This window comes from Pantoea sp. X-Soil-ISGK-285 (genome assembly GCF_059730815.1).
On sequence record NZ_AP035938.1, the window covers coordinates 220,218 to 243,815 of the forward strand.

General features: G+C 54.4%; 16 protein-coding genes, 4 tRNA genes and 3 rRNA genes. 19 read left to right on the forward strand and 4 right to left on the reverse strand.

All coding sequences use genetic code 11. The annotated features are described in order from the left end of the window. The first annotated feature begins 2 nt into the window (after positions 1 to 2). The 3 genes from tatB to tatD all read left to right on the forward strand — a co-directional run bounded on the left by tatB (position 3) and on the right by tatD (position 2,297). Positions 3 to 668: a Sec-independent protein translocase protein TatB gene (gene tatB, locus AC6I8B_RS00975; protein WP_033759483.1), complete on the forward strand. Its 666-nt coding sequence runs from the start codon at positions 3 to 5 to the stop codon at positions 666 to 668. Continuing rightward, entirely contained in the window at positions 668 to 1,426 is a 759-nt protein-coding gene (gene tatC / locus AC6I8B_RS00980) for a Sec-independent protein translocase subunit TatC (protein WP_033785766.1), read from the forward strand. Before tatB ends, tatC begins: the two co-directional genes overlap by 1 nt. Before the next feature lie 88 nt (positions 1,427 to 1,514). Then, entirely contained in the window at positions 1,515 to 2,297 is a 783-nt protein-coding gene (gene tatD / locus AC6I8B_RS00985) for a 3'-5' ssDNA/RNA exonuclease TatD (protein ID WP_157354022.1), read from the forward strand. Here the strand turns inward: tatD and rfaH are convergent. Beyond that, positions 2,294 to 2,782 (reverse strand): transcription/translation regulatory transformer protein RfaH, encoded by a 489-nt coding sequence (gene rfaH, locus AC6I8B_RS00990; RefSeq protein WP_010257230.1) that lies wholly within the window; start codon positions 2,780 to 2,782, stop codon positions 2,294 to 2,296. The genes tatD and rfaH overlap by 4 nt on opposite strands. 206 nt (positions 2,783 to 2,988) lie before the next feature. Here rfaH and pepE point away from each other — a divergent pair, with 206 nt between their 5' ends. From pepE to fre, 3 genes are all read left to right on the forward strand, one after another. Beyond that, a complete protein-coding gene (pepE, locus tag AC6I8B_RS00995) occupies positions 2,989 to 3,714 on the forward strand; it encodes a dipeptidase PepE (RefSeq protein ID WP_010257226.1) in 726 nt (241 codons plus the stop codon). A gap of 80 nt (positions 3,715 to 3,794) precedes the next feature. Next, a complete protein-coding gene (gene ubiD / locus AC6I8B_RS01000) occupies positions 3,795 to 5,279 on the forward strand; it encodes a 4-hydroxy-3-polyprenylbenzoate decarboxylase (protein ID WP_010257222.1) in 1,485 nt (494 codons plus the stop codon). A 41-nt stretch (positions 5,280 to 5,320) separates the two neighbouring features. Beyond that, positions 5,321 to 6,022, forward strand: coding sequence for an NAD(P)H-flavin reductase (gene fre, locus AC6I8B_RS01005; RefSeq protein WP_010257219.1), 702 nt, complete (start codon positions 5,321 to 5,323; stop codon positions 6,020 to 6,022). 80 nt (positions 6,023 to 6,102) lie between these two features. On the opposite strand, the gene fadA is transcribed toward fre, so the two are convergent. After that, positions 6,103 to 7,266: an acetyl-CoA C-acyltransferase FadA gene (gene fadA, locus AC6I8B_RS01010; RefSeq protein WP_010257216.1), complete on the reverse strand. Its 1,164-nt coding sequence runs from the start codon at positions 7,264 to 7,266 to the stop codon at positions 6,103 to 6,105. A gap of 10 nt (positions 7,267 to 7,276) precedes the next feature. After that, positions 7,277 to 9,460 carry a fatty acid oxidation complex subunit alpha FadB gene (fadB, locus tag AC6I8B_RS01015; protein ID WP_033767553.1) on the reverse strand — a complete coding sequence of 728 codons (2,184 nt, stop codon included), beginning with the start codon at positions 9,458 to 9,460 and terminating at the stop codon, positions 7,277 to 7,279. A 186-nt stretch (positions 9,461 to 9,646) separates the two neighbouring features. Between fadB and pepQ the strand changes: the two genes are divergently transcribed. From pepQ to birA, 11 genes are all read left to right on the forward strand, one after another. Continuing rightward, the gene (pepQ, locus tag AC6I8B_RS01020; RefSeq protein WP_157354020.1) at positions 9,647 to 10,978 is read left to right on the forward strand and encodes a Xaa-Pro dipeptidase; all 1,332 of its coding nucleotides are present in this window, start codon (positions 9,647 to 9,649) and stop codon (positions 10,976 to 10,978) included. Continuing rightward, positions 10,978 to 11,595, forward strand: a complete 618-nt coding sequence (locus AC6I8B_RS01025; RefSeq protein ID WP_010257205.1) for an IMPACT family protein — start codon at positions 10,978 to 10,980, stop codon at positions 11,593 to 11,595. Before pepQ ends, AC6I8B_RS01025 begins: the two co-directional genes overlap by 1 nt. 32 nt (positions 11,596 to 11,627) lie before the next feature. Next, positions 11,628 to 13,079 carry a Trk system potassium transporter TrkH gene (trkH, locus tag AC6I8B_RS01030; RefSeq protein WP_157354017.1) on the forward strand — a complete coding sequence of 484 codons (1,452 nt, stop codon included), beginning with the start codon at positions 11,628 to 11,630 and terminating at the stop codon, positions 13,077 to 13,079. A 17-nt stretch (positions 13,080 to 13,096) separates the two neighbouring features. Continuing rightward, entirely contained in the window at positions 13,097 to 13,630 is a 534-nt protein-coding gene (gene hemG / locus AC6I8B_RS01035) for a menaquinone-dependent protoporphyrinogen IX dehydrogenase (protein ID WP_033773286.1), read from the forward strand. A 408-nt stretch (positions 13,631 to 14,038) separates the two neighbouring features. Beyond that, positions 14,039 to 15,578: ribosomal RNA gene (locus AC6I8B_RS01040) — 16S ribosomal RNA — on the forward strand. 74 nt (positions 15,579 to 15,652) lie between these two features. Beyond that, positions 15,653 to 15,729: transfer RNA gene (locus tag AC6I8B_RS01045), tRNA-Ile, on the forward strand. A 146-nt stretch (positions 15,730 to 15,875) separates the two neighbouring features. After that, positions 15,876 to 15,951 (forward strand) — tRNA-Ala (locus AC6I8B_RS01050). 209 nt (positions 15,952 to 16,160) lie between these two features. Continuing rightward, positions 16,161 to 19,068, forward strand: a 23S ribosomal RNA gene (locus AC6I8B_RS01055). A 211-nt stretch (positions 19,069 to 19,279) separates the two neighbouring features. Then, positions 19,280 to 19,395: ribosomal RNA gene (gene rrf / locus AC6I8B_RS01060) — 5S ribosomal RNA — on the forward strand. The 16S, 23S and 5S rRNA genes sit together here with 2 tRNA genes alongside, the layout of an rRNA operon. Positions 19,396 to 19,545: 150 nt before the next feature. Beyond that, entirely contained in the window at positions 19,546 to 20,583 is a 1,038-nt protein-coding gene (murB, locus tag AC6I8B_RS01065) for a UDP-N-acetylmuramate dehydrogenase (protein WP_157354364.1), read from the forward strand. After that, positions 20,580 to 21,539: a bifunctional biotin--[acetyl-CoA-carboxylase] ligase/biotin operon repressor BirA gene (gene birA / locus AC6I8B_RS01070; protein WP_022625149.1), complete on the forward strand. Its 960-nt coding sequence runs from the start codon at positions 20,580 to 20,582 to the stop codon at positions 21,537 to 21,539. The genes murB and birA overlap by 4 nt, the downstream gene beginning before the upstream one ends. A gap of 43 nt (positions 21,540 to 21,582) precedes the next feature. On the opposite strand, the gene coaA is transcribed toward birA, so the two are convergent. After that, positions 21,583 to 22,530, reverse strand: coding sequence for a type I pantothenate kinase (gene coaA, locus AC6I8B_RS01075; RefSeq protein WP_010672227.1), 948 nt, complete (start codon positions 22,528 to 22,530; stop codon positions 21,583 to 21,585). Between the two features lie 776 nt (positions 22,531 to 23,306). Between coaA and AC6I8B_RS01080 the strand changes: the two genes are divergently transcribed. Together AC6I8B_RS01080 and AC6I8B_RS01085 are read left to right on the forward strand one after the other, a co-directional pair. Continuing rightward, positions 23,307 to 23,382: transfer RNA gene (locus AC6I8B_RS01080), tRNA-Thr, on the forward strand. Positions 23,383 to 23,389: 7 nt separating this feature from the next. After that, positions 23,390 to 23,474 (forward strand) — tRNA-Tyr (locus tag AC6I8B_RS01085). Positions 23,475 to 23,598: the final 124 nt, after the last annotated feature.

Sequence of the window (23,598 nt, forward strand, 5' to 3'; positions counted from 1 at the left end):
CCGTGTTTGATATTGGTTTTAGTGAACTGGTATTGGTGTTCGTGATCGGGCTGATTGTACTCGGCCCGCAACGTTTACCGGTTGCGGTGAAAACCGTGGTCGGCTGGATCAGGGCGATTCGTTCGCTGGCAGCCAATGTACAACATGAACTGGCGCAGGAGCTCAAGCTGCAGGAGTTGCAGGAGAGCCTGAAAAAGGTGGAAGAAGCGGGCCGTGGCACGCTCTCACCCGAGCTGAAAGAGTCGATGGAAGAGCTGCGTAAAACTGCGGATTCAATGAAACGCTCGGTCAGTCAGAGCATCGACATTGAAAAAGAGGAAGACGAGGCAAACACCATCCATTCGGCACAGCACAGGCCCGCGCCTGCTCCGGCTGAGCCTTCGGCGACACCGGCTACAGCAGAACATCAGGCCAGTGCCCCGGCACAGACACCGTCTGCGGTTTCAGACTCAGGCCCGGCGGTGCAGCCCTCTGCCGCACCTTCTGCCGTCGCCAATGCTCCTGCACCGGCTTCTTCAGCGGTTTCATCAGGTCCGGCGGTGCAGTCCTCTGCCGCACCAACCGCTGTGGCCAGCGCACCGGCACAGGCGCCCGCTGGCGACGTTGCCAGGCCGGCAGATCCTGCGCGTCATTCCGCTACCCCCTCTTCTGCAAGTGATGAACGATAATGGCCGTTGAAGATACCCAACCGCTCATCAGTCATCTGATTGAGCTGCGTAAGCGACTACTGAACTGCATCGTCGCCGTATTAGCGATTTTCCTGGTGCTGGTTTATTTCGCCAACGACATCTACCAGCTGGTCGCGGCACCGCTAATCAGCCAGATGCCGGTGGGCTCCAGCATGATCGCGACCGATGTGGCCTCACCGTTTTTCACCCCGATTAAGCTGACCATTATAGTGTCGGTGTTTCTTGCGGTGCCGGTGATCCTCTATCAGGTCTGGGCATTTGTCGCCCCGGCGCTTTACCGTCATGAGCGCAGGCTGGTTATGCCGCTGCTGTTTTCCAGCACCTTCCTTTTCTACTTCGGCGTGGCCTTTGCCTATTTCGTGGTCTTCCCGCTAGCATTTGGTTTTTTCACCAAGACAGCGCCGATCGGCGTGACTGTAGCAACGGATATCTCCAAATACCTCGACTTTGTCATGACGCTGTTTATGGCATTTGGCGTGGCGTTTGAGGTGCCGGTGGCGATTGTGTTGCTGTGCTGGACCGGTATCACCAGCCCGGAAGAGTTGAAGAAGAAACGTCCCTATATTCTGGTGGGCGCCTTCGTGGTCGGGATGTTGCTCACACCGCCGGATGTTTTTTCCCAAACTTTGCTCGCTATTCCGATGTACTGCCTGTTTGAAGTCGGCGTATTCTTTTCCCGTTACTATGTGGGTAAAGGCCGCCGGTTACAGGATGAAGAAGAGAATACCGACTCCTGATGCGGACAGCTTTACCCGCACTGGCGGGAAGCGATCAATCCAAACCGCCCTGATGGGCGGTTTTTGTTTATAAACTGTGGGAAAAATTATGTTTGATATCGGTGTAAACCTGACCAGCACGCAATTCGCCTCCGACCGGCAAAAGGTGGTTAAACGCGCGCGTGATGCGGGCGTCACCGGCATGCTTATTACCGGCACTAACGCGCTGGAGAGCCAGCAGGCTCAGCGATTGGCTGAGGATCAACCGGGCTTCTGTTGGTCTACCGCGGGCGTCCATCCTCATCATGCCAGCGAATGGTCAACGGAAATTGCCAGCACCCTGCGTCGCCTGGCTGAAAAACCGGAAGTGGTTGCCATCGGTGAATGCGGACTCGATTTCAATCGCAACCTGTCGGCTCATGAGCAGCAGGAGTATGCGTTTGATGCGCAGCTGGCTCTGGCGGCAGAACTCAATATGCCGGTCTTTCTGCACTGCCGCGAAGCCCATACGCGTTTCGCCGCAGTGCTGGCGCCCTGGCTGCCAAAACTGTCTGGCGCGGTGATCCACTGCTTTACCGGCACGCGTGACGAACTGGAAGCCTGTCTGGGCATGGGATTATCGGTAGGGATTACGGGCTGGGTATGCGATGAGCGCCGTGGTCTGGAGTTGCGCGAGCTGCTGCCACTGATTCCGGCCGATCGCCTGCTGCTGGAAACGGATGCCCCATATCTGCTGCCGCGCGACATGCGTCCACGCCCGACTTCGCGCCGTAATGAACCCTGCTTTTTACCGCATATTGTGCACCAGGTGGCGACATGGCGTGGTGAGAGTGCTGAGGAACTGGCGACCCGCATCGACCATAATGCGCGGACGTTATTCAGACTGGCTTAAATCTTGCGGAACTGCTTGTTGTCGACGCTGCGCATTACCTGCTTGTTCAGCAAATTAAGCAACAGAATTGAGCGCGTTTCACCATCCGGCTCGGCAAAGATGGCGCGCAGCCCTTCAAACGTCCCGTCGGTGATGACCACTTCATCACCGCTTTGCGGCGTTTCAGGGTCAAGCAGGATTTGCGGGACGTCTGTTTCCAGCGCTTCAATCACGGCTGAAGGCACGGTCGCGGGCGTCGTGCCAAAGCGCACGAAGTGGCTGACGCCACGGGTGCTGCTGATCGTCGTGGTGTGAATGGCTTCCGGATCAAACTCGATAAACAGATAATTCGGGAACAGTGGCTCACTCACGGTGGTGCGTTTACCGCGCACGATCTTTTCCAGAGCGATCATCGGGCTGAGGCAATGCACTTCCTGCCGCTCCAGATGCTCCTTCGCGCGCAGTAGCTGTCCACGTTTGCAATAGAGTAAGTACCAGGATTCCATAACTGCTCCCATTGAATGGACGCTAAGAATAGCAAACCTGTTGCCAGAGTTATAGCGCAGGGGCAGGGTAAAGCGTCCCGCAAAGAAAATAAACTGAGACTTTTCTTAAGATGCCCGATGGCAGCAGAAAAGGTGACTGAAAATTGACGTCTGCTATTGCTCTGTATCAGACTCAATGACCATCACATCTGCAAAAGGATCCTCTGATGGAACTCTTTCTGTTGAGCAACGGCAAGCTGGCGGATGATGCGCCGCTGCTGGGCTATGCGCAGCCGCAGCTGCACGCCATGATCGCCCGACGCGCTATCCGCTCGGCGGTACTCATCCCCTATGCGATTATTCGTGGCGATCAGCAGCAACGCGCCGCCGAACTCAGTGCCTCTCTGGGCATTCAGGTTGAGCGGGTTCAGGCATTCGCCTCACCGGCTGAAGCGATTGCGCAGGCAGAGCTGATTTTAGTCAGCGGCGGCAACACCTGGTTCCTGAATCAGATGCTGCATGAGCAGGGTCTGATCGGAGCGATTCAGCGCGCGGTGCGGGAGCGACAGGTACCTTATGTCGGCTGGAGCGCAGGCTGCAACGTGGCGACGCCCTCAATCCGTACCACGAACGATATGCCGGTGCGCAGCAGCGTGGTGCTGCCTGCGCTGGGACTCTTTCCGGTGCAGATTAATCCCCACTATCTGGATGCCAGCGTCAGCGGTCATATGGGCGAAACCCGTGACGAACGGCTGGCAGAGTTCTGTGCAGTTAATCCGACCGAGTCGGTGATTGCACTGCGTGAAGGCAGTTTTCTGCACGTTCACGACAATCAGCTGCGCTATCACAGCGTGCGAAACGAAGATTTTAAACTGTTTCGCCACGGCGAGCCGATTCAGGGGTATCACGATGCCCGCGCGTTACAACCGCTGGTTCCCTTTCAGTGCGTATGACGCTGCTATATAAACCTCAGCATAACCGCTTAATCAGACCTATAATGGCCGATTCACTCTGGCCGGAAAGCTAAAGCCGCATGAAATATCACGATTTAAGAGACTTTCTCGCGCTGCTCGAACAGCGCGGTGAGCTAAAGCGCATTACCCAGTCGATCGATCCTGAACTGGAAATGACTGAAATCGCCGACCGCACCCTGCGTGCCGGTGGCCCGGCTCTGCTGTTTGAAAACCCGAAAGGGTACGACATGCCGGTACTGTGCAATCTGTTCGGCACACCAAAGCGTGTGGCAATGGGCATGGGCCAGGAAGAGGTCAGCGCACTGCGTGAAGTGGGTAAACTGCTGGCCTTCCTGAAAGAGCCGGAGCCGCCAAAAGGCTTCCGCGATCTGTTCGACAAGATGCCGCAGTTTAAGCAGGTCCTGAACATGCCGACCAAACGCCTGCGCAATGCACCCTGTCAGGAAGAGGTGTTCAGCGGCGATGAAGTCGATCTGACGCGGATTCCGGTGATGAAGTGCTGGCCGGGCGATGCGGCACCGCTGATTACCTGGGGGCTGACCGTGACGCGCGGCCCGCACAAAGAGCGGCAGAATCTCGGTATCTACCGGCAGCAGGTGATCGGCAAAAATCGGCTGATCATGCGCTGGCTGTCGCACCGTGGCGGCGCGCTCGACTATCTGGAGTGGACGAAAGCGCATCCGGGTGAGCGTTTTCCGGTCTCGGTGGCGCTGGGTGCCGATCCTGCCACTATCCTTGGGGCCGTAACGCCGGTGCCCGATACGCTGTCAGAATATGCGTTTGCCGGTTTACTGCGCGGCAATAAAACCGAAGTAGTGAAATGCCTCTCGAACGATCTCGAAGTTCCCGCCAGCGCGGAAATCGTGCTGGAAGGGTATATCGAAGCAGGCGATATGGCGCCGGAAGGACCTTACGGCGACCACACCGGCTACTACAATGAAGTAGATAGCTTCCCGGTGTTTACCGTTACGCATATTACGCAGCGCCATAAGCCTATCTATCACTCCACCTATACCGGCCGTCCGCCAGATGAACCTGCGGTGCTGGGGGTGGCGCTGAATGAAGTGCTGGTGCCGATTCTGGTGAAGCAGTTCCCGGAGATCGTGGACTTCTATCTGCCGCCAGAAGGATGTTCATACCGGCTGGCGGTCGTGACGATTAAAAAGCAGTACGCGGGGCATGCCAAACGTGTCATGTTTGGCGTCTGGTCGTTTCTGCGGCAGTTCATGTACACCAAATTTGTTATTGTGTGTGACGATGACGTTAATGCGCGTGACTGGAACGACGTGATCTGGGCGATCACTACGCGTATGGATCCGGCCCGCGATACGGTATTAGTGGAAAATACCCCAATCGATTATCTCGATTTCGCTTCGCCCGTTTCCGGGCTGGGATCGAAGATGGGGATGGATGCGACCAATAAGTGGCCAGGTGAAACGCAGCGCGAATGGGGTACACCTATCGTTAAAGATCCTGCGGTCACCGCGCGCATTGATGCTATCTGGGATGAGCTAGGTATTTTTGATCAGCCGCCACAGCGTTGATGGCGAGCACAACCATAAAGACGACCCGACAGAGGGAACGCATGACAACGTTAAGCTGTAAAGTAACTTCGGTTGAGGCGATTACCGACACGGTCTATCGCGTTCGCCTGATCCCTGAAGCGGAATTCAGTTTTCGCGCGGGACAGTATCTGATGGTGGTGATGGACGAGCGTGACAAGCGTCCGTTCTCACTGGCCTCAACGCCGATGGAAAAAGATATCATTGAGCTGCATATCGGCGCGTCCGATCTGAACCTCTATGCCATGGCTGTCATGGATCGCATCCGTAACGATCGCCAGATCACGGTTGATATGCCGCACGGCGATGCCTGGCTGCGTGAAGAGAGCAGCAAGCCGCTGATCCTGATTGCAGGCGGCACCGGTTTCTCCTATGCCCGTTCGATTCTGCTCACTGCACTGGCGGAACAGCCAGAGCGCGATATCGCCATTTACTGGGGCGGACGTGAGCTCAAGCATCTGTACGATCTGGAAGAGCTGGATGCGCTGGCGGTGAAGCACCCGAACCTGAAGGTGATCCCGGTTGTCGAGCAACCTGAAGCGGGCTGGCAGGGCCGTTCAGGCACGGTACTGACGGCAGTAATGCAGGATTTCAGTACGCTGAGCGAGCATGAGATCTACATCGCCGGACGTTTTGAGATGGCGAAGATTGCCCGCGATCGTTTCTGTGCCGAGCGTGGCGCGGTGGAGTCACAGATGTACGGCGATGCGTTTGCCTTTATCTGATTCCCTGTAGCAGCCTGTAGCAGACAGAAAAAACCCGCCGGTTTACGGCGGGTAAATCTGACAAAGTAAGACTCAACGTATTACAGACGCTCGAATACGGTCGCAATGCCCTGACCCAGTCCGATACACATGGTGGCGAGGCCAAAACGGGCATCGCGTCGCTCCATAATATTCAGCAATGTCGTGCTGATGCGTGCGCCGGAGCAGCCCAGCGGATGGCCTAACGCAATCGCGCCGCCATTCAGATTGACCTTATCATCCATCCGTTCCAGCAAACCTAGGTCCTTGATGCAGGGCAGCGTCTGCGCGGCAAAGGCTTCGTTCAGCTCAAACACATCGATATCACTGACGCTCAGTCCCGCCCGTTTCAATGCCAGTTTGCTGGCCGGTACCGGTCCATAACCCATAATCGAAGGATCACAGCCCACCACCGCCATGCTGCGGATGCGCGCACGCGGTGTCAGCCCCAGTTCACGGGCGCGTGATTCACTCATGACCAGCATGGCGGCCGCGCCATCTGACAACGCCGACGACGTACCCGCCGTGACGGTGCCGTTAACCGGATCGAAGGCGGGTTTGAGTGCCGCCAGTCCTTCGGCGCTGGTCTCCTCGCGAATCACCTCATCGAAGTCATAGCGTTTAAGAATGCCGTCGCTGTCGTGACCATAGGTGGCGACAATCTCTGTTGCAAAGTCCCCACGCTGGGTGGCCTGCCAGGCCCGCTGGTGTGAACGCAGGGCAAATGCATCCTGCTGCTCACGGCTGATATGATGCATTCGCGCCAGCATTTCAGCCGTTAAGCCCATCATGCCTGCTGCTTTTGCCACGGTACGGCCCAGACCGGGATGAAAGTCGACGCCGTGATTCATCGGCACATGTCCCATATGCTCCACGCCACCGATCAGACAGCACTGCGCATCGCCGACCATAATGGCGCGGGCCGCATCATGCAGCGCCTGCATTGAAGAGCCACACAGTCGGTTGACGGTGGTGGCCGGCACTGAATGCGGGATTTCGGCCAGCAGCGCAGCGTTACGCGCGATATTAAATCCCTGTTCCAGCGTCTGCTGTACGCAGCCCCAGACGATATCGTCCAGTGATGTCGGGTTCACCGCCGGGTTGCGGCTCAGGAGTTCGCGCATCAGGTGCGCAGAGAGATCTTCAGCGCGCACGTGACGAAAGGCGCCGCCTTTTGAACGTCCCATTGGCGTGCGCACCGCATCAATAATCACCACATTTTCCATCTTTTTGCCCTCAGGCGCTTTTCAGCGCGGCTTCATCAATCGGTTTGGCGGCGGGATACCAGCTTTCATGCTGATGGGCTTTCTGCACCAGCAGCGCAGGCAGGGCATATAAGCCACCGAGCGCGCTATAACGCCGGGCCTGATCCACCACATTGCTGTTGCCCAGGGTATCGAGATAGCGGAAAGCGCCGCCACGGAAAGGCGGGAAGCCGAGACCATAGACCAGCGCCATATCCGCTTCAGCTGGCGAGGCAATAATCTTCTCTTCCAGGCAGCGCACTACTTCATTCAGCATTGGCAGCATCATGCGATTCAGGATCTCTTCATCGCTGAAGACCCGCTTAGGCTGGCAGACCTGCTCCAGCAGCGTATCCACTTCGGTATCAGCCACTTTTGTCAGCTTGCCCTTTTTATCTTCTTCCCAGCGCCAGAAGCCTTTGCCATTTTTCTGGCCAAAACGACCGGCATCAAACAGCAGATCGATCGCATCACGATAGTCATGCTTCATACGATCCGGGAAACCGTCAGCCATGACGCTTTGCGCGTGGTGCGCGGTATCGATGCCGACCACATCCAGCAGCCATGAGGGGCCCATCGGCCAGCCAAACTGTTTTTCCATCACTTTATCAATCTGACGGAAATCGGCGCCGTCGCGCAGCAGCAGGCTGAAAGCGGCGAAGTAAGGGAACAGCACCCGGTTAACAAAGAAGCCCGGACAGTCATTCACTACGATCGGGGTTTTGCCCATTTTGCTGGCCCAGGCCACCACTTTGCTCAGGGTCGCTTCACTGGTTTTCTCGCCACGAACCACCTCTACCAGCGGCATACGCGGTACCGGATTGAAGAAGTGCATGCCGCAGAAGTTTTCCGGACGCTGCAGCGCCTGCGCCAGCTGGCTGATGGGAATGGTCGAGGTATTGGAGGCCAGAATCGCATCTTCACGCAGATGCTGTTCGGTTTCCGCCAGCACTTTTGCCTTGATCAGCGGATTCTCTACCACAGCTTCAACCACCACATCAGCCTGTTCAAAACCGGCGTAATCCAGCGTGGGCTGGATAGTGGCGATCACACTGGCGAGTTTGTTGCCGTCGATTTTGCCGCGTTCCAGCAGCTTATTGAGCAGCTTGCTGGCTTCGTTCATCCCCAGCGTTAACGCCTGTGGATTAATATCTTTCATTCTGACCGGCACGCCTTTCCACGCAGACTGGTAGCTGATGCCGCCACCCATGATGCCTGCGCCCAGTACCGCTGCCTGAGCGGGTGCGCCGCTTTCGCTGCCGCGCTTTTTCGCCAGACCTTTCACATACTGGTCGTTGAGGAAGATGCCGACCAGCGCGCGTGCTTCATCAGACTGGGCCAGCGGCACAAACGCTGCGGTTTCAAGCTTCAGCGCGTCATCGCGGCCAAGGCTGGCTGCAGCTTCAATGGTTTTTACCGCCATCAGCGGAGCGGGATAATGCTTGCCTGCGGTTTGCAGCACCATGGCTTTCGCGATAGTGAAGCTCATGGCCGCTTCAATCGGGCTGAGTTTCAGCGGAGCCAGCTTAGGGGCCCGGCGGGCGCGCCAGCTGCCATCAGTGGCAGCGGCTTTGAGCATGGTGATTCCCGCCTCACGCAGTTTCTCGCGAGACACCACCGCATCGACCAGACCGAGTTTAAGAGCGGCATTGCCATCGACATCTTTTCCCGCCGCAATAATTTCCAGCGCACTGTCGGCGCCCAGCAGGCGCGGCAATCGCACGCTGCCGCCAAATCCCGGCATGATGCCGAGTTTGGTTTCCGGCAGGCCAATACGGGCGTCCGCAGTAGCGATACGCAGATCGGTTGCCAGTACACATTCACATCCGCCGCCCAGTGCATAGCCGTCAATGGCGGCCAGAGTCGGTACCGGCAAATCTTCCAGACGATTGAAGATGCTGTTGGCGTAACTCAGCCACTGGCTCAGCTTTTCGGTGGGTGCATCAAACAGTGAAAGGAACTCGGTGATATCTGCCCCTACAATAAAGGCAGGTTTAGCGGAGCTCAGCAGCAGGCCGCGCAGTTCTGGCTGCTGCTCCAGCACAGCTATTGCCTCGCCCAGGCTGGCGACAGTTTGCGTATCGAGCTTGTTGACCGAGCCCGTAGCGTCAAAAACCAGCTCGGCGATGCCATCGTCCAGCCAGTGAAGAGTAAGGTTAGCGCCTTGGTAGAGCATGTGCGTCTCCTGAAACCGCGAAAGGTGATCTGGTCATACCAGATGATCGTGAGTGTGGGAGCGATGTTAATTTTTTGCAAACTGGTCTTTGCTTATTTGCTAACAAGATCACAGCTGCGCCGACTTCGGCATCTGCGCAAGGGGTATGCTAAACTGCGGCCATTTCGCGACACTGGAGAGACGTCAATGGATTCACTGAAGACCTTGTATCACGCGCACATCGCCACGTTGCAACAACGGGCGCAGCAGGTGCTGGCACGCAATAAACTGGATGCGATGTTGATCCATTCCGGTGAGTTGTTGACGGTGTTTCTGGATGATCACACTTATCCGTTTAAGGTGAATCCGCAGTTCAAGGCCTGGGTGCCGGTGACGCAGGTGCCCAACTGCTGGCTCTGGATTGATGGGGTGAACAAACCGAAACTGTGGTTCTACTCTCCGGTGGATTACTGGCATAACGTTGAACCGTTGCCGGATAGCTTCTGGACCGGGGATGTCGACGTTATCGGCCTGAAAAATGCGGATGAGATAGCGCAGTTGCTGCCTGCACAGCGTGATAACGTCGCCTATATCGGCCCGGTTAACGCGCGTGCATCTCAGCTCGGCATCGCCTCTGGCAATATTAATCCCAAAGCGGTAATCGACTTCCTGCACTTCCATCGCAGCATCAAAACTGATTATGAACTCGCCTGTCTGCGCCAGGCGCAGAAGCTGGCGGTTGCCGGTCATCGCGCGGCGAAAGAGGCGTTCTCGGCGGGCTTAAGCGAGTTCGATATCAATCAGGCGTATCTGACCGCTACCGGTCATCGCGACACCGATGTACCTTACGGCAATATCATTGCGCTGAATGAGCACGCTGCGGTGCTGCACTACACCCGGCTGGATCATCAGCCACCAGCGAAACGCCATAGCTTTTTGATTGATGCGGGTGCCGAGTATCTTGGCTATGCCGCTGATTTGACCCGCAGCTATGCGGCGCAGAGCAGTTCGCTCTATGCCAGAATGGTTGAGGCGATGAACACTCAAGAGCTGGCCCTGATAGCCACGCTGAAACCGGGCGTACGCTACACCGATTACCACCTTCAGATGCATCAGCGTATTGCGAAGATGTTGCTGAAGTTTGAGCTGGCTCAGGGAATCAGCGAAGAAGCGCTGGTGGCTGAAGATCTGACCGGTCCGTTTATGCCACATGGCCTGGGGCATCCGCTGGGTCTGCAGGTCCATGACGTTGCCGGTTTTATGCAGGATGAGCAGGGCACCCATCTCGCCGCGCCAGCGCAATATCCTTATCTTCGCTGCACCCGCGTGCTGCAACCGGGCATGGTATTAACCATTGAGCCGGGCTTCTATATTATTGATTCGTTACTGAAGACGCTGCGTGAAGGCCGTTTCAGTCAGCACTTTAACTGGCAGGCCATTGATGCGCTTCGGCCTTATGGCGGGATTCGTATCGAGGATAACGTGGTGATCCATGCGCATCGCGTTGAGAACATGACCCGCGATCTGCATCTGGCCTGATGGAGGCCTTTGATATTCCCGCTGTGCCAGTAAGCAGCAGTGAGGAGACAATCAAAAAGAGTCGCTTCATTACGCTACTGGCGCACACCGAGGGTGCAGAGGCGGCGCGCGCGTTTGTCCAGCAGGTTAAAAGCGAGCATCCCACTGCCCGGCATCACTGCTGGGCCTGGGTAGCGGGCGCGCCGAATGATTCTCAGCAACTCGGTTTCTCTGATGATGGTGAACCTTCGGGTACGGCAGGGAAACCGATGCTGGCGCAACTGATGGGCGCGGATATTGGCGAGATTACCGCTGTGGTGGTGCGTTACTACGGTGGCATCATGCTGGGAACCGGCGGCTTAGTGAAAGCGTATGGTGGTGGCGTCCAGCAGGGGCTTAAGCAGTTGCCACGGCAGCGCAAAGTGCCGATGAAGCTGTTCACTTTGCAATGTGACTATGCACAGCTCAGTGATATTGAACGGCTGGTACAGCGTTTTGAAGGTAAGGTGACCGACAGCCAGTTTCAGGATCGTATTGCGTTGACGCTGGCTGTACCTTACGGACAGATCGACGGGTTCAAAAAAAATCTGTCAGACTTTAGTCGGGGCGCGTTATCGCTGATCCCGCTCACACCATGATGTTCATCTCTTTTATTTAAAGGAACGGCTGAATGCACTTTCGCGCCATTACCCGCATAGTCGGTCTGCTGGTGATCCTCTTTTCAGTGACGATGATTTTGCCCGGCCTGGTCGCCTTAATTTATCGCGATGGCGCAGGGCGGGCGTTTAGCCAGACCTTTATGATGGCGCTGGTGATCGGCTCGCTGCTGTGGTGGCCGAATCGCAAAAAGAAAACCGAACTCAAACCGCGGGAAGGGTTTCTGATTGTGGTCCTGTTCTGGACGGTGCTGGGCAGCGTAGGGGCGATGCCCTTTATCTTTGCCGAACAGCCGCATCTTTCGGTGACGGATGCGTTCTTTGAATCTTTCTCTGGCCTGACAACCACCGGTGCCACCACGCTGGTGGGGCTGGACTCGTTGCCTAAGGCGATTCTCTTCTATCGGCAGATGCTGCAGTGGCTGGGCGGTATGGGGATCATCGTATTAGCCGTGGCGATACTGCCGATTCTGGGCGTCGGGGGCATGCAGCTCTATCGCGCTGAAATGCCGGGGCCGCTGAAAGATAATAAAATGCGACCGCGTATCGCCGAGACGGCTAAAACACTCTGGCTGATCTACGTCCTGCTGACGATAGCCTGTGCGCTGGCATTGTGGCTGGCGGGAATGCCAGCGTTTGATGCTATTGGCCACAGTTTCTCGACTATCGCCATTGGCGGCTTCTCAACCCATGATGCCAGTATCGGCTATTTTAACAGTGGCACCATCAATACCATCGTGGCGGTGTTTCTGCTGATCTCAGGCTGTAACTACGGCCTGCACTTTGCCATGTTAAGCGGACGCAATCTGCGTGTGTACTGGCGCGACCCTGAGTTCCGCATGTTTATTGGCGTTCAGCTGACGCTGGTGTTGATCTGTACCCTGGTGCTCTGGTTCCATAATGTCTATGTAAGTGGCTGGCAGACGCTGAACCAAGCCTTTTTCCAGGTGGTCTCCATGGCGACGACGGCGGGATTCACGACCGACAGCATCGCACGCTGGCCATTGTTCCTGCCGGTACTGCTGTTGTGCTCCGCCTTTATCGGCGGCTGTGCCGGTTCAACCGGCGGTGGTCTGAAGGTGATTCGCATACTGCTGTTATGCAAGCAGGGTAACCGTGAGCTTAAGCGTCTGGTTCACCCCAATGCGGTCTACACCATTAAGCTGGGCAACCGGGCGCTGCCGGAACGTATCCTTGAAGCCGTATGGGGATTCTTCTCGGCTTATGCGCTGGTGTTCCTGATCAGCATGCTGGCGATCATCGCTACCGGTGTTGATGACTTCTCGGCTTTTGCTGCCGTTGCCGCGACGCTCAATAACCTCGGCCCTGGCTTAGGGGTCGTAGCTGATAACTTCACTTCAATGAATGACGTGGCGAAATGGATTCTTATTTCCACCATGTTGTTCGGGCGTCTCGAGGTATTCACCTTGCTGGTGCTGTTCACGCCTACTTTCTGGCGTGAATAATTAATAAGGATGCTGACATGAAAGCGCTGATTCTCTATTCCACTCGCGACGGACAAACCAAGAAGATTGCCTCTTCTATTGCTGATGTAATCCGTCAGCAGCAGCAGTGTGATGTACTGAACATTCAGGATGCCACTCTGCCTGACTGGGCACAGTATGATCGCGTGTTAATTGGCGCATCTATCCGCTATGGCCATTTTCAGCCGGTCGTTGATAAGTTCGTTAAACAACACCTTCATGAGTTGCAGCAGCGTACCAGCGGTTTCTTTTCGGTGAACCTGACGGCGCGCAAACCTGAGAAGCGCTCTCCTGAAACCAATGCCTATACGCAGAAGTTCCTGGCACACTCGCCGTGGCAGCCTGATTGCTGTGCCGTGTTCGCAGGCGCGCTCTATTATCCGCGCTATCGCTGGTTCGATCGCGTCATGATTCAGTTGATTATGCGCATGACCGGTGGTGAGACAGATTCGACGAAAGAAGTGGAGTATACGGACTGGCAGCAGGTAAGCACTTTTGCCAATGATTTTGCACAGTTACCAGGCAAATCGTAGCGAAATAGCGCGATTTGATGAAAATTACTGCGAACGATAATCTTTTCGTAATAAACACTTGTCAGCCCGCGCGAACTCCCTATAATGCGCCTCCATCGACACGGAACACCGGCAACGGGAAGCGGGTTGAGAGGCACAGGAGACTGCGCCGCCGGAGAAAAACTTCTGAGAAAGAGGTTGACTCTGCAGGAGGAAAGCGTAATATACGCCACCTCGCGACAGGACGCTAACGCACTGTTCGCACTGCTCTTTAACAATTTATCAGACAATCTGTGTGGGCACTCGCAGGATTGATATCAGCGTCTCCGGACGTAAAAAATATCAAGCCTCACGAGTGAACACATAATGAAATTCATTATGACGTTTTACAGATGAGCACCGCTTAACTTGTTTAAGCAAATCAAACTTAAATTGAAGAGTTTGATCATGGCTCAGATTGAACGCTGGCGGCAGGCCTAACACATGCAAGTCGGACGGTAGCACAGAGAGCTTGCTCTTGGGTGACGAGTGGCGGACGGGTGAGTAATGTCTGGGGATCTGCCCGATAGAGGGGGATAACCACTGGAAACGGTGGCTAATACCGCATAACGTCGCAAGACCAAAGAGGGGGACCTTCGGGCCTCTCACTATCGGATGAACCCAGATGGGATTAGCTAGTAGGCGGGGTAATGGCCCACCTAGGCGACGATCCCTAGCTGGTCTGAGAGGATGACCAGCCACACTGGAACTGAGACACGGTCCAGACTCCTACGGGAGGCAGCAGTGGGGAATATTGCACAATGGGCGCAAGCCTGATGCAGCCATGCCGCGTGTATGAAGAAGGCCTTCGGGTTGTAAAGTACTTTCAGCGGGGAGGAAGGCGACGGGGTTAATAACCCTGTCGATTGACGTTACCCGCAGAAGAAGCACCGGCTAACTCCGTGCCAGCAGCCGCGGTAATACGGAGGGTGCAAGCGTTAATCGGAATTACTGGGCGTAAAGCGCACGCAGGCGGTCTGTTAAGTCAGATGTGAAATCCCCGGGCTTAACCTGGGAACTGCATTTGAAACTGGCAGGCTTGAGTCTTGTAGAGGGGGGTAGAATTCCAGGTGTAGCGGTGAAATGCGTAGAGATCTGGAGGAATACCGGTGGCGAAGGCGGCCCCCTGGACAAAGACTGACGCTCAGGTGCGAAAGCGTGGGGAGCAAACAGGATTAGATACCCTGGTAGTCCACGCCGTAAACGATGTCGACTTGGAGGTTGTTCCCTTGAGGAGTGGCTTCCGGAGCTAACGCGTTAAGTCGACCGCCTGGGGAGTACGGCCGCAAGGTTAAAACTCAAATGAATTGACGGGGGCCCGCACAAGCGGTGGAGCATGTGGTTTAATTCGATGCAACGCGAAGAACCTTACCTACTCTTGACATCCAGCGAACTTAGCAGAGATGCTTTGGTGCCTTCGGGAACGCTGAGACAGGTGCTGCATGGCTGTCGTCAGCTCGTGTTGTGAAATGTTGGGTTAAGTCCCGCAACGAGCGCAACCCTTATCCTTTGTTGCCAGCGATTCGGTCGGGAACTCAAAGGAGACTGCCGGTGATAAACCGGAGGAAGGTGGGGATGACGTCAAGTCATCATGGCCCTTACGAGTAGGGCTACACACGTGCTACAATGGCGCATACAAAGAGAAGCGACCTCGCGAGAGCAAGCGGACCTCACAAAGTGCGTCGTAGTCCGGATCGGAGTCTGCAACTCGACTCCGTGAAGTCGGAATCGCTAGTAATCGTGGATCAGAATGCCACGGTGAATACGTTCCCGGGCCTTGTACACACCGCCCGTCACACCATGGGAGTGGGTTGCAAAAGAAGTAGGTAGCTTAACCTTCGGGAGGGCGCTTACCACTTTGTGATTCATGACTGGGGTGAAGTCGTAACAAGGTAACCGTAGGGGAACCTGCGGTTGGATCACCTCCTTACCTGAAGATACCTTCCCGCGCAGTGTCCACACAGATTGTCTGATAAAAAAGTAACGAGCAGAAAAAACCTCTACAGGCTTGTAGCTCAGGTGGTTAGAGCGCACCCCTGATAAGGGTGAGGTCGGTGGTTCAAGTCCACTCAGGCCTACCAAATTTCTTCTCATGCTGCGTTATGCGCGCGGTCGTTTACCTGAGTAAACGTCCCTTCCGCATGCCTTGCCTGAAAAGAAATTGCATCCTTCTCCTGAAGAATGTAACTCGGTTGAGTGGTAGTAGTGGTCTCTGCAGTAACTGTATGGGGCTATAGCTCAGCTGGGAGAGCGCCTGCCTTGCACGCAGGAGGTCAGCGGTTCGATCCCGCTTAGCTCCACCATACCGTTTATCTGTTTTTTTCTGAAATACCTCAGAGCATACCGGCGACGGTGTGCTGCGACGTATTATGCTCTTTAACAATCCGGAACAAGCTGAAAATTGAAACGACGCAGCGCGTCATTCCTCCGTAATAAGGAATGACTTGGCGATGCGTTCGAGTCTCTCAAATGCTTGCAATTCGCAGCGTTGTAAAACGCCTGTGGGTTGTGAGGTTAAGCGACTAAGCGTACACGGTGGATGCCCAGGCAGTCAGAGGCGATGAAGGACGTGCTAATCTGCGTAAAGCGACGGTAAGGTGATATGAACCGCTACAGCCGTCGATGTCCGAATGGGGAAACCCGGTGCACTCTGTGCATCATTGCAGCATGAATACATAGTGCTGCAAGGCGAACCGGGGGAACTGAAACATCTAAGTACCCCGAGGAAAAGAAATCAACCGAGATTCCCCCAGTAGCGGCGAGCGAACGGGGAGCAGCCCAGAGCCTGAATCAGTTTGTGTGTTAGTGGAAGCGTCTGGAAAGTCGCAGGGTACAGGGTGATACTCCCGTACACAAAAGCACACAAGCTGTGAGCTCGATGAGTAAGGCGGGACACGTGGTATCCTGTCTGAATATGGGGGGACCATCCTCCAAGGCTAAATACTCCTGACTGACCGATAGTGAACCAGTACCGTGAGGGAAAGGCGAAAAGAACCCCGGCGAGGGGAGTGAAACAGAACCTGAAACCGTGTACGTACAAGCAGTGGGAGCCTTCTTTATGGGGGTGACTGCGTACCTTTTGTATAATGGGTCAGCGACTTATATTCTGTAGCAAGGTTAACCGTATAGGGGAGCCGCAGGGAAACCGAGTCTTAACTGGGCGTTAAGTTGCAGGGTATAGACCCGAAACCCGGTGATCTAGCCATGGGCAGGTTGAAGGTTGGGTAACACTAACTGGAGGACCGAACCGACTAATGTTGAAAAATTAGCGGATGACCTGTGGCTGGGGGTGAAAGGCCAATCAAACCGGGAGATAGCTGGTTCTCCCCGAAAGCTATTTAGGTAGCGCCTCGTGAACTCATCTTCGGGGGTAGAGCACTGTTTCGGCTAGGGGGCCATCCCGGCTTACCAACCCGATGCAAACTGCGAATACCGAAGAATGTTATCACGGGAGACACACGGCGGGTGCTAACGTCCGTCGTGAAGAGGGAAACAACCCAGACCGCCAGCTAAGGTCCCAAAGTCATGGTTAAGTGGGAAACGATGTGGGAAGGCACAGACAGCCAGGATGTTGGCTTAGAAGCAGCCATCATTTAAAGAAAGCGTAATAGCTCACTGGTCGAGTCGGCCTGCGCGGAAGATGTAACGGGGCTAAACCATGCACCGAAGCTGCGGCAGCGACACTATGTGTTGTTGGGTAGGGGAGCGTTCTGTAAGCCGTCGAAGGTGTGCTGTGAGGCATGCTGGAGGTATCAGAAGTGCGAATGCTGACATAAGTAACGATAAAGCGGGTGAAAAGCCCGCTCGCCGGAAGACCAAGGGTTCCTGTTCAACGTTAATCGGAGCAGGGTGAGTCGACCCCTAAGGCGAGGCCGAAAGGCGTAGTCGATGGGAAACAGGTTAATATTCCTGTACTCGGTGTTACTGCGAAGGGGGGACGGAGAAGGCTATATCAGCCGGGCGACGGTTGTCCCGGTTTAAGCGTGTAGGCGGAGGGTCCAGGTAAATCCGGTCCCTTATTAACGCTGAGGCGTGACGACGAGGCACTACGGTGCTGAAGTGATAAATGCCCAGCTTCCAGGAAAAGCCTCTAAGCATCAGGTAACACAGAATCGTACCCCAAACCGACACAGGTGGTCAGGTAGAGAATACCAAGGCGCTTGAGAGAACTCGGGTGAAGGAACTAGGCAAAATGGTGCCGTAACTTCGGGAGAAGGCACGCTGGCGCGTAGGTGGAGGGACTAGCTCCCCGAGCCGAAGCCAGTCGAAGATACCAGCTGGCTGCAACTGTTTATTAAAAACACAGCACTGTGCAAACACGAAAGTGGACGTATACGGTGTGACGCCTGCCCGGTGCCGGAAGGTTAATTGATGGGGTTATCCGTAAGGAGAAGCTCTTGATCGAAGCCCCGGTAAACGGCGGCCGTAACTATAACGGTCCTAAGGTAGCGAAATTCCTTGTCGGGTAAGTTCCGACCTGCACGAATGGCGTAATGATGGCCAGGCTGTCTCCACCCGAGACTCAGTGAAATTGAACTCGCTGTGAAGATGCAGTGTACCCGCGGCAAGACGGAAAGACCCCGTGAACCTTTACTACAGCTTGACACTGAACATTGAGCCTTGATGTGTAGGATAGGTGGGAGGCTTTGAAGCGCGGACGCCAGTCTGCGTGGAGCCAACCTTGAAATACCACCCTTTAATGTTTGATGTTCTAACGTAGGCCCGTGATCCGGGCTGCGGACAGTGTCTGGTGGGTAGTTTGACTGGGGCGGTCTCCTCCTAAAGAGTAACGGAGGAGCACGAAGGTCAGCTAATCACGGTCGGACATCGTGAGGTTAGTGCAATGGCATAAGCTGGCTTGACTGCGAGAGTGACGGCTCGAGCAGGTGCGAAAGCAGGTCATAGTGATCCGGTGGTTCTGAATGGAAGGGCCATCGCTCAACGGATAAAAGGTACTCCGGGGATAACAGGCTGATACCGCCCAAGAGTTCATATCGACGGCGGTGTTTGGCACCTCGATGTCGGCTCATCACATCCTGGGGCTGAAGTAGGTCCCAAGGGTACGGCTGTTCGCCGTTTAAAGTGGTACGCGAGCTGGGTTTAGAACGTCGTGAGACAGTTCGGTCCCTATCTGCCGTGGGCGCTGGAGAATTGAGGGGGGTTGCTCCTAGTACGAGAGGACCGGAGTGAACGCACCACTGGTGTTCGGGTTGTCATGCCAATGGCATTGCCCGGTAGCTAAGTGCGGAAAAGATAAGTGCTGAAAGCATCTAAGCACGAAACTTGCCCCGAGATGAGTTCTCCCTGACTCCTTGAGAGTCCTGAAGGGACGTTGAAGACTACGACGTTGATAGGCCGGGTGTGTAAGCGCAGCGATGCGTTGAGCTAACCGGTACTAATGACCCGTGAGGCTTAACCTTACAACGCCAGAGGCGTTTTTGAGAGACAGGTTTTCAGCTTGTTAACCGGATACAGTTGTGTCCTGCGGACTGAAGTCCGAAGGATTTTGCGCTGAGGCAAGGCGGCAACCGAGCGATACGAAGGAGCATACTGAAGTATGTGACGGAGTAGCGCGAGGGCGGCCAACGCAGCATCAGCACAAAAGACACAGGACAGAGCACAAAGAATTTGCCTGGCGGCTTTAGCGCGGTGGTCCCACCTGACCCCATGCCGAACTCAGAAGTGAAACGCCGTAGCGCCGATGGTAGTGTGGGGTCTCCCCATGCGAGAGTAGGGAACTGCCAGGCATTAAATAAGTGAAGAAGCCCCGCACGGAAGTGCGGGGCTTTTTTACGTCTGCAGATCGTGAAAAACCTCATCATAATCCCCGAAAACAGCCTGAGAACCCCTCTCTGATACGGTAAACTACGGCCAGATAACTCAGTAAAGGCCGTCAAATGTCCAGCCAGCATCCCTCCTTAAAAGCCGACAATACGCTTGGGCTTGAAGTACATACACAGAAACGCATCGTCGCCGAGACGCCAGCCGCCATTCTGGCAGCATGGCAGGCCAGCCAGAGTGATCAAACGCCTTTCCTTGTGCTCGGTGAAGGCAGCAACGTCCTCTTCCTGGAAGATTTTGCCGGTACAGTGGTGCTGAACCGCATCAAAGGCATCAAAATTCAGGATGAATATGAGTGCTGGAAATTGCACGTCGGGGCAGGTGAGAACTGGCATCAGCTGGTTAAAAGCACGCTGGAAAAAGGAATCACAGGCCTGGAAAATCTGGCGTTGATCCCTGGTATGACCGGTTCGGCACCGATTCAGAACATAGGTGCTTATGGCGTGGAATTAAAAGACGTCTGCGAATACGTGGATGTACTTAATCTGCACAGTGGTCAGACAGAACGTCTCGATCGTGAAGCCTGTGAGTTTGGCTATCGTGACAGCATTTTTAAACATCACTACCAGTCAGGCTATGTCATCGTCGCAGTCGGGATAATATTGCCTAAGCAATGGCAACCGGTATTAACCTACGGCGATCTGAAAACGCTCAATCCGGTGACGGCCAATGCCTGGGATGTCTATCACGCGGTATGCCAGATGCGACAGAGCAAACTACCCGATCCGAAAGTCACCGGTAATGTAGGCAGCTTTTTTAAAAATCCTGTCGTCACCGAGGCGCAGTGCAGCTCATTACTGACGCATTTTCCGGCTATGCCACACTATCTGATGCCAAATGGTGAAATCAAACTGGCAGCAGGATGGCTTATCGATCAGTGCCAGCTGAAAGGTTATCGCATCGGGGGCGCGGCAGTTCACCAGCAACAGGCTCTGGTGCTGATCAACGCTGAAAATGCCACTCCCGACGATATCGTTGCGCTGGCAAAAACCGTACGCGCTCAGGTTGGTGAAAAATTTGATGTCTGGCTTGAGCCCGAAGTGCGCTTTATTGAGGCGCAGGGTGAGTGTAATGCCGTCGGGGTGATCGCATGAAAGACCATAATGTTCCGCTAAAGCTGGTTGATATCTTATCGGATGGTGAGTTCCATTCCGGTGAGCAACTGGGTGAAACGCTGGGCATGAGTCGCGCAGCCATAAATAAGCATATCCAGACGTTAAAAAGCTGGGGTCTTGATGTCTATACCGTGACAGGTAAAGGTTACAGTCTCTCTGCCCCGATACAGCTGCTGGATGAGCAGGCGATACTCTCACAGGTTACGCAGGGTAACGTCTCGGTAATCCCGGTGATTGATTCCACAAATCAGTATCTGCTGGAACGTATGCATGAAATGGAGTCGGGTGCTGCCTGCATTGCGGAATATCAGCAGGCGGGTCGAGGCCGTCGTGGCCGTCAGTGGTTTTCGCCCTTTGGCGCGAACCTCTACATGTCTATGTACTGGCGTCTGGAGCAGGGGCCGGCAGCGGCGATGGGTCTGAGCCTGGTAATTGGCATTATCATGGCTGAGACATTACGTTCATTAGGGGCCGATAATGTCCGCGTAAAATGGCCCAATGATATTTACCTGAACGATCGTAAACTGGCGGGTATTCTGGTCGAACTGACAGGTAAAACCGGCGATGCTGCGCATATCGTGATTGGTGCGGGGATTAACCTGGCGATGCGAACAGCCGATGCATCACAGATTAATCAGGGCTGGATTAACCTGCAGGAGGCCGGGGTAACGGTAAACCGCAATGAGCTGGCGGCACGTCTGATCAACAGTCTGCGCGAAGCTCTGCCGCTCTTTGAGCAGGAGGGATTAACCCCGTTTGTCGCACGCTGGGCTGCGCTGGATAACTTTATTAACCGGCCGGTTAAGCTGCTTATCGGTGAACGTGAGGTCCATGGTATTGCGCGAGGCGTAGACAGCCAGGGTGGCCTGTTACTGGAACAGGATGGCGAAATAAAAGCCTGGGTGGGTGGAGAAATATCACTGCGTCCTGTCTGAGTAAAAAAAGCCTGCAGAAACGCAGGCTTTTTTATGACAGCAGTTATTTACGCAAGCGAACCTTATCGACTGCATGATCGCCACTTTTGGTCATAATCAGGCTGGCTCGTTCGCGCGTCGGCAGGATATTTTCCTGCAGGTTAAGCCAGTTAATCTCTTTCCATAAATTACCAGCAATTTCAACCGCTTCTGCCTCTGAAAGCTGGGCGTAATGATGGAAATAGGAGTCCGGATTGGTAAATGCGCCCTGGCGGAATTTCAGGAATCGATTGATATACCAGCTTTGCAGGAGATCTTCCTCTGCATCAACATAGATAGAAAAATCGACGAAATCTGAAACAAAGACATGATGGGGATCGTGGGGATAGTCCATTCCACTCTGTAATACATTCAGTCCTTCCAGAATCAGAATATCAGGCTGCTGTATCACTTTATCGCCATCAGGGATGACATCATAAATCAGATGTGAATAGACCGGAGCAGTCACCTGACTGGCTCCCGACTTTAAATCGGAGACGAAATTGACCAACCGGTGCATATCGTAGGATTGCGGGAATCCTTTTTTCTTCATTAACCCACGCTCTTTCAGCACGGCATTAGGATGAAGGAAGCCATCAGTGGTGATCAATTCGACTTTGCGATGTTCAGGCCAGCGGCTGAGCAAAGCCTGCAAGACACGCGCAGTCGTGCTTTTACCGACCGCTACGCTACCCGCAATACTGATGATATAGGGGATTTTCTGGCCATTGGTGCCCAGAAATTGCTCCAGTACAGCCTGCCGGCGAACGTTAGAACTTATATAAAAATTAAGCAGACGCGAAAGTGGCAGATAAATTTCCGCTACTTCCTCCAGCGAGAGATCCTCGTTGATGCCCTCCAGCTGCGCGATCTCTTCCTCTGACAGCGTCATAGGAACGGAATCACGTAATGCAGCCCATTGCTCACGAGTGAACTCTAAATAAGGCGTTGTCAGGGGGGTCGTTTTATCCATAAGCATGCATCTGACCGCAAATTCATGGCTATCAACCGCGTGTTATCCGATAAGCAGGACAGCACAGGTGAAGTGAATCACGAATCGCTGGTTTATCAGTGAGAACAATGGGCTGGAGGGTATCACCAGTATGGCTTTTAACAGAAGTAAAAAGATAAACGTGATCTCGCTTTCGTCGGCATACCCACAAAACATCATGGTGGCTTTAATTTTTACTGCTTTATCGTTGTTTATGATATTGCAGGTCATCACAGCGCATGTGCGGCTTTTATCTGCTTTTTACATCTGACACGTCTGAATGACAAAACGCCGCTATAAGGGCATAGAGAGAGGCTGAGGCGGTACAGATTCAATATGTCCCATAAGGACTTCAGCAAACGAACAACAGCATAGAGTCATTTTGAAAGGCTCCACGCCTGGTCATCGTCGTACCGACATAAGGGACACGCATATCAAAACAGGCCTGCTTTCTACAGAAAAGTGCCTGCACATGAAAAAAAAGCGCAGGCGAGGTCAAAAAAGCATCGTTCGGTACAGGCGTGTGAAATAAAAATACTCCCTGCAGATCATTTACCTGCTGAAAAGCGGTCCAGAGAGAGGCCTAAGGCATTAGCGCGAGCCGACTGATCCTATGAAAACAGGACCAGATTGCACAAATATTCTGCACAAAAACACTAAAATGCGATGATTTGCACAAATAGTAAGCGATAGAAAAAAATAAGCGATTTTTTAGTTGCATCCAGAGCCCGACCTTCCTAGAATGCGCTCCACTTGATGCCGGCTTAGCTCAGTTGGTAGAGCAACTGACTTGTAATCAGTAGGTCACCAGTTCGATTCCGGTAGCCGGCACCATCAAGTAGGTGGGATTCCCGAGCGGCCAAAGGGAGCAGACTGTAAATCTGCCGTCACAGACTTCGAAGGTTCGAATCCTTCTCCCACCACCATCTCAACCTCGCGGTTGGGTACGCAGATAAACAACCTGTTTATCTGTCAGGTGAGTCACTTATCACCCTGAATTCAGACTGAGCGTTAGCGAAGTCAAAGTCGGTCAGCTTCGCTGACAGGCAG